General features: G+C 42.2%; 8 protein-coding genes and 3 riboswitches. Of the genes, 6 read left to right on the forward strand and 2 right to left on the reverse strand.

Annotated features, from left to right (window positions below; genetic code table 11):
- Positions 1-248 precede the first annotated feature (248 nt).
- Genes B4K20_RS08440 through B4K20_RS08460 form a run of 5 tightly spaced genes read left to right on the forward strand, consistent with a single transcriptional unit; the run spans position 249 to position 5,416 of the window.
- Positions 249-1,070, forward strand: a complete 822-nt coding sequence (locus B4K20_RS08440; RefSeq protein WP_286304203.1) for an ATP-dependent zinc protease — start codon at positions 249-251, stop codon at positions 1,068-1,070.
- Between the two features lie 12 nt (positions 1,071-1,082).
- Positions 1,083-2,594 carry an inactive transglutaminase family protein gene (locus B4K20_RS08445; protein ID WP_286304202.1) on the forward strand — a complete coding sequence of 504 codons (1,512 nt, stop codon included), beginning with the start codon at positions 1,083-1,085 and terminating at the stop codon, positions 2,592-2,594.
- A complete protein-coding gene (locus tag B4K20_RS08450) occupies positions 2,591-3,583 on the forward strand; it encodes an alpha-L-glutamate ligase-like protein (RefSeq protein ID WP_289282560.1) in 993 nt (330 codons plus the stop codon). Before B4K20_RS08445 ends, B4K20_RS08450 begins: the two co-directional genes overlap by 4 nt.
- Positions 3,584-3,638: 55 nt before the next feature.
- Positions 3,639-4,358, forward strand: coding sequence for an SIMPL domain-containing protein (locus B4K20_RS08455; protein ID WP_286304201.1), 720 nt, complete (start codon positions 3,639-3,641; stop codon positions 4,356-4,358).
- A complete protein-coding gene (locus B4K20_RS08460; RefSeq protein ID WP_289282561.1) occupies positions 4,358-5,416 on the forward strand; it encodes a PA0069 family radical SAM protein in 1,059 nt (352 codons plus the stop codon). Before B4K20_RS08455 ends, B4K20_RS08460 begins: the two co-directional genes overlap by 1 nt.
- A gap of 93 nt (positions 5,417-5,509) precedes the next feature.
- Here B4K20_RS08460 and B4K20_RS08465 read toward each other — a convergent pair whose 3' ends face one another.
- Positions 5,510-6,028 carry a hypothetical protein gene (locus B4K20_RS08465; RefSeq protein WP_286304199.1) on the reverse strand — a complete coding sequence of 173 codons (519 nt, stop codon included), beginning with the start codon at positions 6,026-6,028 and terminating at the stop codon, positions 5,510-5,512.
- A 26-nt stretch (positions 6,029-6,054) separates the two neighbouring features.
- A riboswitch (cyclic di-GMP riboswitch) is annotated at positions 6,055-6,137 on the reverse strand.
- 369 nt (positions 6,138-6,506) lie between these two features.
- Positions 6,507-6,596, forward strand: a riboswitch (cyclic di-GMP riboswitch).
- Positions 6,597-6,621: 25 nt separating this feature from the next.
- Between B4K20_RS08465 and B4K20_RS08470 the strand changes: the two genes are divergently transcribed.
- The gene (locus tag B4K20_RS08470) at positions 6,622-7,374 is read left to right on the forward strand and encodes a PEP-CTERM sorting domain-containing protein (RefSeq protein ID WP_289282562.1); all 753 of its coding nucleotides are present in this window, start codon (positions 6,622-6,624) and stop codon (positions 7,372-7,374) included.
- 104 nt (positions 7,375-7,478) lie between these two features.
- Here the strand turns inward: B4K20_RS08470 and B4K20_RS08475 are convergent, their stop codons facing one another.
- A complete protein-coding gene (locus B4K20_RS08475; RefSeq protein ID WP_289243415.1) occupies positions 7,479-7,982 on the reverse strand; it encodes a hypothetical protein in 504 nt (167 codons plus the stop codon).
- 28 nt (positions 7,983-8,010) lie between these two features.
- Positions 8,011-8,092: riboswitch (cyclic di-GMP riboswitch) on the reverse strand.
- Between the last annotated feature and the right edge of the window lie 249 nt (positions 8,093-8,341).

Below are 8,341 nucleotides of genomic sequence, written 5' to 3' on the forward strand. Positions count from 1 at the left end.
GATTCGAGTGTTTAATGACTACATGAGCCAACAAGCCAGAGACAACAGTGATGAGTCCGTATTGTTCGAGCTAGAGCATCAATATTGTCGCATGCCGGTTTATCGTGATATGGGCCGATACATTCATTTATTAGCGAAACGTGAAAATACATAAGAATTTTTAATACGCTGCTTATCAAGCGTATTGTCTCTGCTACAATAGCCGCTATTTTTTAGTGAATCCAATCAATTATCCTTACAAGGTTATTATGTCTAAACTATTAGTTCTGATTGCTTCTTCTACTGTATTTTTAAGCGCCTGTATTCAACAGGGTCCACAAACACCTCCTGTCTCATCTACTGAGTTAGCTCAATCTCTGCAAGAGACCGAATCTCGCCTCATTCAACAAATTCAGCAGCAATGTGAAAGTTTGAACAAGCAAGAGACAGTACAAGCTGATGAACTGCAAAAGATCAGCAAAGCACAACGTCAGTTTGATGGACGTTTTGATGTGATTGAAGGCAAACTGGATACTGTCATCGTCAAACAACACAAAGGTGATGCTGCTCCCCCACTTTGCCCCAAACCTGCTGCGGTAAATACAAACAATATCGGTAATAAACTAGTAGTCGGTAAAACAGAATGGCTGTGGATTGAGGCTATCAATCGTGTTTACGAGGCTCGTGTCGATACCGGCGCTACCACATCATCTATCAGTGCGCTGGATATCACTCCCTTTGAGAAAGATGGCAAGAACTGGGTACGTTTCCGTTTAGCACCAGATGATGGTGACGATAGCTTTGAAATTGAAGCTCCCTTAGTGCGTTACGTCAAAATCCGTCAGGCCTCGACAGATACACTCGACAAACGTCCAGTAGCCTCACTAACTGTACGCTTGGGTAAGATGACCGAAGTAGCTGAATTTACCTTAAATGACCGCACCCATATGACCTACCCTATCCTGCTGGGACGTGAGTTCTTACGTGATGTAGCTGTGGTAGATGTGGCAAAAGACAATAATCAACCCAAACCTGAAATTGTTAAAAACCAGCCGCAAGCACCTTCAGTCAGTAAAAGTAAGAAGAAATAAGGAAACCAGGCCATGACATCTCGTAAAGCGTTTTATTTGATAGTGGGCTTACTGATTGTCACAGGCCTGGGATTAACATTACATAGACATTACACCTTTGATATTCCTTGGCTTCCGGGGGAGCAGCGTCAAACCTGGTCTATCGAAGCCAAGGTTGAGTTTGATGCACAAGATAAAGAAGTGCTGGCATCACTTGCCATACCTGGAACACAACCCGGCTTTACGCAACTGAGCCAACAAACTGCCAGCCCGGGCTATGGTTTGTCTTACACTAAACGTGAAAACGGCGGTCAGCGCGCCGAATGGTCAATCCGGCAAGCTACAGGCGAACAAGCCCTTTATTACAAAGTGGATATGCTGTTAGACCCTTACGCTGTTCCACCAGAACCCAGCCAGCCACCGGCGTTAAAAGTCAGCATAGAAAAAGAGCCTTACGCGACATCCGCTAATCAACTCCTTGATCGAGCACAAGAGCGTTCCTCCACGCCATACACTCTTGCTAGAGAATTGATTCAGGAGTTTAAAAATCAATCACAAAACGCTGAACTCTTAGCTCAGTTGAAACCGCAAACGCAGTGGATTGTTCAATTACTGCAACAAGCTGGTGTACCTGCTCGCCAAGTACATGCACTATTTCTTGAAGACGGTCGTCGCAGACAAGAGTTAGTCACCTATATTCAGGTATTTGATGACAGTGACTATCAATTGTTCAACCCGGAAACAGGTGAGCAAGGCAGGCCTGAAAATGTCTTACTCTGGGAATATCATTCAGGACCCGTTCTTGAACTGATTGGCGGAACCAATTCACACGTTACTTTCTCTATGATTCAGCAAGAGCTCCCGTTTGGTGTCGCTTTGAATCAGAAGTTTGCTGATGAAGCTTTGATAAATTTTTCACTCTACACTCTACCACTTGAGGAACAAGCACTATTTAAAGGTATTTTATTAATACCTGTTGGTGTTTTAGTGGTGGTCTTAATGCGAATTCTGGTGGGCTTAAAGACATCCGGTACGTTTATGCCGGTTTTGATTGCCTTGGCCTTCATTCAAACAAGCTTGGTAACGGGCTTAGTCGGTTTCTTACTCATCGTGGGTACAGGCTTGTTGATTCGCTCTTATCTTTCCTATCTCAACCTGCTGCTCGTCGCCCGAATATCCGCGGTTATCATCATGGTGATAGGTATCATTGCAATATTCTCCATTCTTGCCTATAAGCTTGGTTTAACAGAAGGTATGAAAGTGACGTTCTTTCCGATGATCATTCTGGCATGGACCATTGAACGGATGTCAGTTTTATGGGAAGAAGAAGGTCCACATCAGGTAGTTATTCAAGGTGGTGGCTCTCTGTTAGTAGCTGTACTAGCCTACTTAGCAATGAATAACGAATTAATTCGTCATTTGACCTTCAATTTCCTCGGCATCCAGCTGATTTTAATGGGACTGGTATTGATGGCAGGTAATTACACCGGTTATCGCTTGCTCGAATTAAAACGCTTTAAACCTTTAACCGAGGATCACCTATGAGCCTGAATGTGCTGAATTGGCTGAAAGAGGTCAAGTCTCGGTACGTTCACCCAAACAAGCTAGCCAAGATTGGTGTGCTTGGTATGAACGAACGAAATATTGCTTACATAAGCCGTTACAACCCAAGACGTCTCTACCCGCTTGTTGATGATAAATTACAAACAAAAGAAATCGTTCTGGAAGCGGGGGTTAATGCGCCAGACCTGATAGGCACTATCACTGAACAACACCAGGTCGATGACCTGCTTGATATTATTAAAAATACTGCAGGTTTTTGTATTAAACCGGCACATGGTTCAGGTGGTAAAGGTATTTTGGTGGTGACGGGGTCAGATGATTTCGGGTACCACAAAGCAAATGGGCAAATTCTTAAGCTCGCTGATCTTGAGCGACATGTTTCTAATATCCTGGCGGGCCTATTTTCGCTGGGTGGTCGAACTGATGTCGCCATCATTGAAGCGCTGATTCAGTTCGATGATTGCTTTAATGGATATACATTTGAAGGTGTACCTGACACACGGGTGATTGTCTTCAAAGGTTTTCCTGTGATGGCAATGATGCGCTTATCCACATCTGACTCTAACGGTAAGGCGAACCTTCATCAGGGTGCCGTCGGTGTGGGTTTGGATATTGGTAATGGTAGTGCGGTGCGTGCTGTTCAATTTGACCGCCCCGTTATGCTGCATCCTGACACAGGTAGAAACCTGCTTGATCTTCAGGTGCCACATTGGGATCAATTACTGCACCTGGCTGCATCCTGTTATGAAATGTCGGGCCTGGGTTATTTAGGTACTGATATCGTTTTGGATAGTAAAAAAGGCCCTATGCTACTTGAACTAAACGCCCGTCCTGGTTTGAGTATACAAGTGGCTAATGGTGTGGGTTTACTGCCACGGCTCAAGAAAATTGAATCTTTAACCAATGTGAAGAAAATGACGCTTGAACAACGTATCGCGTTTTCAAAAGAGCATTTTTCACGTCGATCATAATCAACAATTGTTTTACACTGCTGGGACATTCATGCGTTTGCTATAGGAGAGACTTATGTCATCGGTCAATAAAAGCAGTAGTCTGATTCTTGGTGTCGCTTTATTTCTCGGTCTTAGTACCCTGGGTTGGTTTCTATCTAATGCTGCAATCGAATATAAAGAATACGAACGAACAGTTACAGTAAAAGGGCTAGCTGAACAAGAGTTCACTGCAGATATCGTCATCTGGCCAATCCAGTTCACTCTGGCAAGTAATAATTTACAAGGCTTATACAATGATGTTGATAGCAATACCAACACCATTATTTCGTTTCTGACCCAACAAGGTATAAAACGTGATGATGTCACCATCAGCGCGCCAGCCATCACCGACAAATCTGCACAGCAATATGGTGGCAATCAACGTGCTGAATTTCGATATACGGCTGTACAGACCGTTACTGTATATTCAGAGGCCATTGACACCGTCAGAGAAGTGATGGGGCAACTCTCTGAACTTGGCAAGCAAGGCATTGTGTTAACAGGCAATAATTACGCGGCTCAACCAGAGTATTTATTTACACGTCTTAATTCAATTAAGCCTCAGATGATTGAAGAAGCGACACGTAAAGCCCGTGAAGTAGCAGAAAAATTTGCTCAAGACTCAGACAGCACCTTGGGTAAAATTCGTAAGGCGCGCCAAGGCCAATTCAGCATCAGTTCACGCGACAACAATAATCCACAAATAAAAAAGGTACGCGTTGTTTCTACCATAGAGTATTACTTATCTGATTAATGTCAGAACACAATAAACGACACAAGGGCCGTGGCTCAGTAAATAACATCGATGGTCGTTTTAATGAGTTTCAACGCACTGAGGTTGATGATGGCTGGTTTCATAGTGAAGTCAGTCCTCTTTCGACAGAGGTAAGTGAAGAAACACCTCGTAAAATTATCAGTCGAAACCAATCACCTGATCTACCATTTCAGCAAACGATTAACCCTTACCGTGGCTGTGAGCATGGCTGCATTTATTGTTACGCCAGACCTACCCACGCTTATCTGGGATTGTCTCCAGGCTTGGATTTTGAAACAAAACTCACGGTCAAACCCAATGCTGCTGACTTACTTCGGCATGAGTTAATGGCAAAGAATTACCAGTGCTCAATACTATCTCTTGGCGCTAACACTGATCCTTATCAGCCAATAGAACGTGATCATAAACTCACACGACAGATACTCAAGGTGATGCTGGAATTTAGCCATCCAGTTAATATTGTCACAAAGTCATCTATGATAGAACGTGATATCGACATACTTAAACAACTTGCAGAAAAACAACTGGTACATGTGCAATTGTCTATCACGACCTTGGATAAAACACTTGCCAGAAAACTTGAGCCAAGAGCCAGCAGTGCACAAAGACGCCTGCAAACGATTAGCATATTAAAGGGTAATGGCATCCCTGTTTCTGTTCTGATTGCCCCTGTCATTCCTGTTCTTACAGATACAGAGTTAGAAGCGATTATTGATGCTTCTGCAAAAGCAGGCGCTAGCAATATTGACTATATTTTTGTGAGATTACCAAGAGAAGTCAGCCCCCTCTTCAATGATTGGTTACACAGTCATTATCCAGATAAGGCTGAACATGTTATGAATCGCATTAAAGATTCCAGGAATGGCAAAACCAATGACCCACGATTTGGTTTTAGACTTGAAGGTCAGGGGTTCTATGCGGATATGATCAAAAAACGATTCAACGTAGCGGTCAAAAAATACCCCATAAACCAATCTTCATTGGTTCTACGAACCGACTTATTTCACAAACCATCAAAGCAAATGGATTTGTTTTAGAAAAGAGCATCTTTATTAGACATAAAAAAGGGGAACCGAAGTTCCCCTTTCAATCTAACTAACAATTGTTAACTTGATTTTTGATTTCAAGTTTTATGCTGCTACTGCAGTTTTTCTACGCATGCCCAATAATCCTAATAAGGCTGGTGCGAATAAAAATAATGCAGCTGGTACAGGTACTGCAGATACTGATACATCATATTTCAAAATACTAGATGTAGCGTCGATAATATCAACAGCGTAGTACACACCAGCAGTTAAAAATGCTGTAAAGCTAAAGTCGCCAGTGATGTTGAAGTACTGTGTACTACCAGTGTAACCACCTGATGGACCTGTGATTTCACTGAATACAAGTACTGCACTATCAAGAGCAGTAAATGGGTTAAATGACCATTCAACCTTTACTGCAGTATCAGTGTCTGAGGTTAAATCGAAGCCTGAAGACCAACTGCTTGATTCACCTACAGTACCACCTGCTAAAACTGTACTGTTGTTGTTTACATCAACGCTTTGAGAAGCACCTGATGAACCAATTCCAGTCAAATTTAACGTAGCGGCATTAACACCAACCGAAAACAAAAGAGCTACAGCAAATAGCATCGCTTTTTTCATAATAAATTCCTATTTAATCTATGAAGCAATGCAACCCGGCCATCTCCAATTACATTAGAGATCCGTGGCTTTCCGACCCCGTCTCACGACGAGTTTGGCTTTATAAAAAACACATCACAAATAACTAATGATGTGACCATCTGAACTATTTCAGATGATTCGATGGTACAAATCACTGAATTTCAGAACCATACCAGTTAGTTAAATCTGGGATGTAACGCACAGCATTTGCTTGATCGCGTGATAATGATCACAAAAAAACTGTGAACTGGTTGTGAATTATTGCAAGAATTAACAATGAGACTTTCTATACACCGGGAATATGGAGTTGCATTATCAGCTTCATTGCGTTATCGCTAGATAGCAGCGAACGCATGTCACTTTACAAAAGTTAACTTTTGTAAAGAAAATACAAAACACGTTATTTTCTATCGCGTCTGGTTGGGTTAGAATTTCCTTGCTGGTAAAACCCAGCGCTCAATTTCAAAGCCAACCTTGGTGTGAGCCAAGCACGGAAAGCTACAGGTCTCAATTCTACTGATAAAAATGAGATGGCTGAGTTGCATTTTCACTTTGCGAATAAGGAAAATGGCATGAAAAAAATGTTACAAAACCTTCTCTTGGGTGGCTTCATTCTTGGAGCAATATCCACAACAGCTATGGCTGCACCTCAGCCCGTTGATTTGTCTTCATGGAAGGCAAATGGTAACGGTAACTGGGTATTACAGTCGGGTAATAATGCTGTTCAACAAGGAATCAACGGTACTCCAACCGTCTTTCACAACAATAAAAATAGCCAGGGCACGGCATTATCAGGTCAGATAACAGTAAAGACGACTGCTGATGATGATTATATCGGGTTTGTCTTGGGTTATAACAATAACGATCTAACCAACTCATCTGCTGATTATTTACTCATCGACTGGAAACAAGGAGATCAAACCTATTACGGTGCTGGTCAAAAAGGACTGGCCATCTCACAGGTCAGGGACGTATTGGGTGATAACTCTGGTGCTTGGTCTCATGATCCAAGCAAAAATGTGACCGAATTAGCCCGTGCAACTAACTTGGGCGATACAGGTTGGCTAGATAATACAACATATGACTTTGATATTACCTTTACATCCTCTTTAGTTGAAGTCTTTGTCAATGGTATAAAAGAGTTAAGTATTACTGGTGCATTCAGTAATGGTTCTTTTGGTTTTTATAACTACAGCCAACAGAGTGTACTTTATGCTGGAATTGAAGAAGTTGATGTACCATCTGCAGTTCCTGTTCCTGGTGCATTATTAATGTTTGCTCCTGCTCTATTAGGATTTATCGGCCTGCGCCGTAAAGCGAAATAATATCCAGCAATAAAAAAGCCGTGGTCCTGTACCACGGCTTTTTCACAATACTCAATATCTTGTCAGATAATTGAAGTGTCTCAGAAAAGTTTAAATTTCCCGAGCTAGAGCACGTTTTTTCTACGTAGACCAAGGAACCCTAACAGGGCTGGGGCTAAAAGAAAAAATGCTGCAGGAACAGGGACTTCAGAAACTGATTGCAGTGATACGTCATATTTAAAGACGTTTCGATTACCATTCAGCAAATTAACAGAGGCAACTGTGCCTGCGTAAATCAAACCTGTAAACCTGAAATCACCTGAAATATCAAACAACTGAACTGGATCAACCCCATTATCAAAAGAAATGGTGGCTTCTGTCAGCGCAGCTACAGGATTAAATGACCACTCAATAATGGTAGAGGTATCTTCTGTTGTAGTCACATCGTAAGTTGAACTCCATGGCTCGTCACCGTTAGTGACGGTACCACTACCTAACACCGTGCTTCCTGTATCTACTGAGGTGGTCTGAGTGGCATTAGTTGACCCTGTTGGATTGATGGTGAGTGTCGCAGCATTAGCTGACACTGTGGCAAATAAAGCAATTGCAAATAGCATCGCTTGTTTCATATCATAAACTCCTTGATTTGTTACAAAGCAATGCAGCCCAGCCATCTCGTTCTTCATCAAGATCTGTAGCTTTCCGTCCTCGCCTCGCGACGAGTTTGGCTATGACAGCCCATCACGAACGTGTTGAGCCGAACATACCCGCTATGAATGTAAATCAATACCTTCTTAACGGGTACCAACAACAAATAGTTTGTTGTTGCTTCTACCCTAACATTGATAGATCTCAAGTTAAAGGGTGCGCATTTCAGCTTTTCTACTTAAAGATCCGTTTGTTTGTATCAATTATGACTATCAGTGTTGCTGACTTTCAATCAATATCAACTTTCTTTGATTGTCGGACTGAAGCCAGAGCAGCACAA

Origin of the sequence: Methylophaga sp. UBA5088 (assembly GCF_002414625.1) — a bacterium.
GTDB classification, from domain to species: domain Bacteria; phylum Pseudomonadota; class Gammaproteobacteria; order Nitrosococcales; family Methylophagaceae; genus Methylophaga; species Methylophaga marina.

Excerpts from the sequence above, each read along its gene's own strand:
- B4K20_RS08440 (WP_286304203.1), top strand. The coding sequence starts at position 249 with ATGTCTAAACTATTAGTTCTGATTGCTTCTTCTACTGTATTTTTAAGC.
- B4K20_RS08445 (WP_286304202.1), top strand. The coding sequence starts at position 1,083 with ATGACATCTCGTAAAGCGTTTTATTTGATAGTGGGCTTACTGATTGTC.
- B4K20_RS08450 (WP_289282560.1), top strand. The coding sequence starts at position 2,591 with ATGAGCCTGAATGTGCTGAATTGGCTGAAAGAGGTCAAGTCTCGGTAC.
- B4K20_RS08455 (WP_286304201.1), top strand. The coding sequence starts at position 3,639 with ATGTCATCGGTCAATAAAAGCAGTAGTCTGATTCTTGGTGTCGCTTTA.
- B4K20_RS08460 (WP_289282561.1), top strand. The coding sequence starts at position 4,358 with ATGTCAGAACACAATAAACGACACAAGGGCCGTGGCTCAGTAAATAAC.
- B4K20_RS08465 (WP_286304199.1), bottom strand. The coding sequence starts at position 6,028 with ATGAAAAAAGCGATGCTATTTGCTGTAGCTCTTTTGTTTTCGGTTGGT.
- B4K20_RS08470 (WP_289282562.1), top strand. The coding sequence starts at position 6,622 with ATGAAAAAAATGTTACAAAACCTTCTCTTGGGTGGCTTCATTCTTGGA.
- B4K20_RS08475 (WP_289243415.1), bottom strand. The coding sequence starts at position 7,982 with ATGAAACAAGCGATGCTATTTGCAATTGCTTTATTTGCCACAGTGTCA.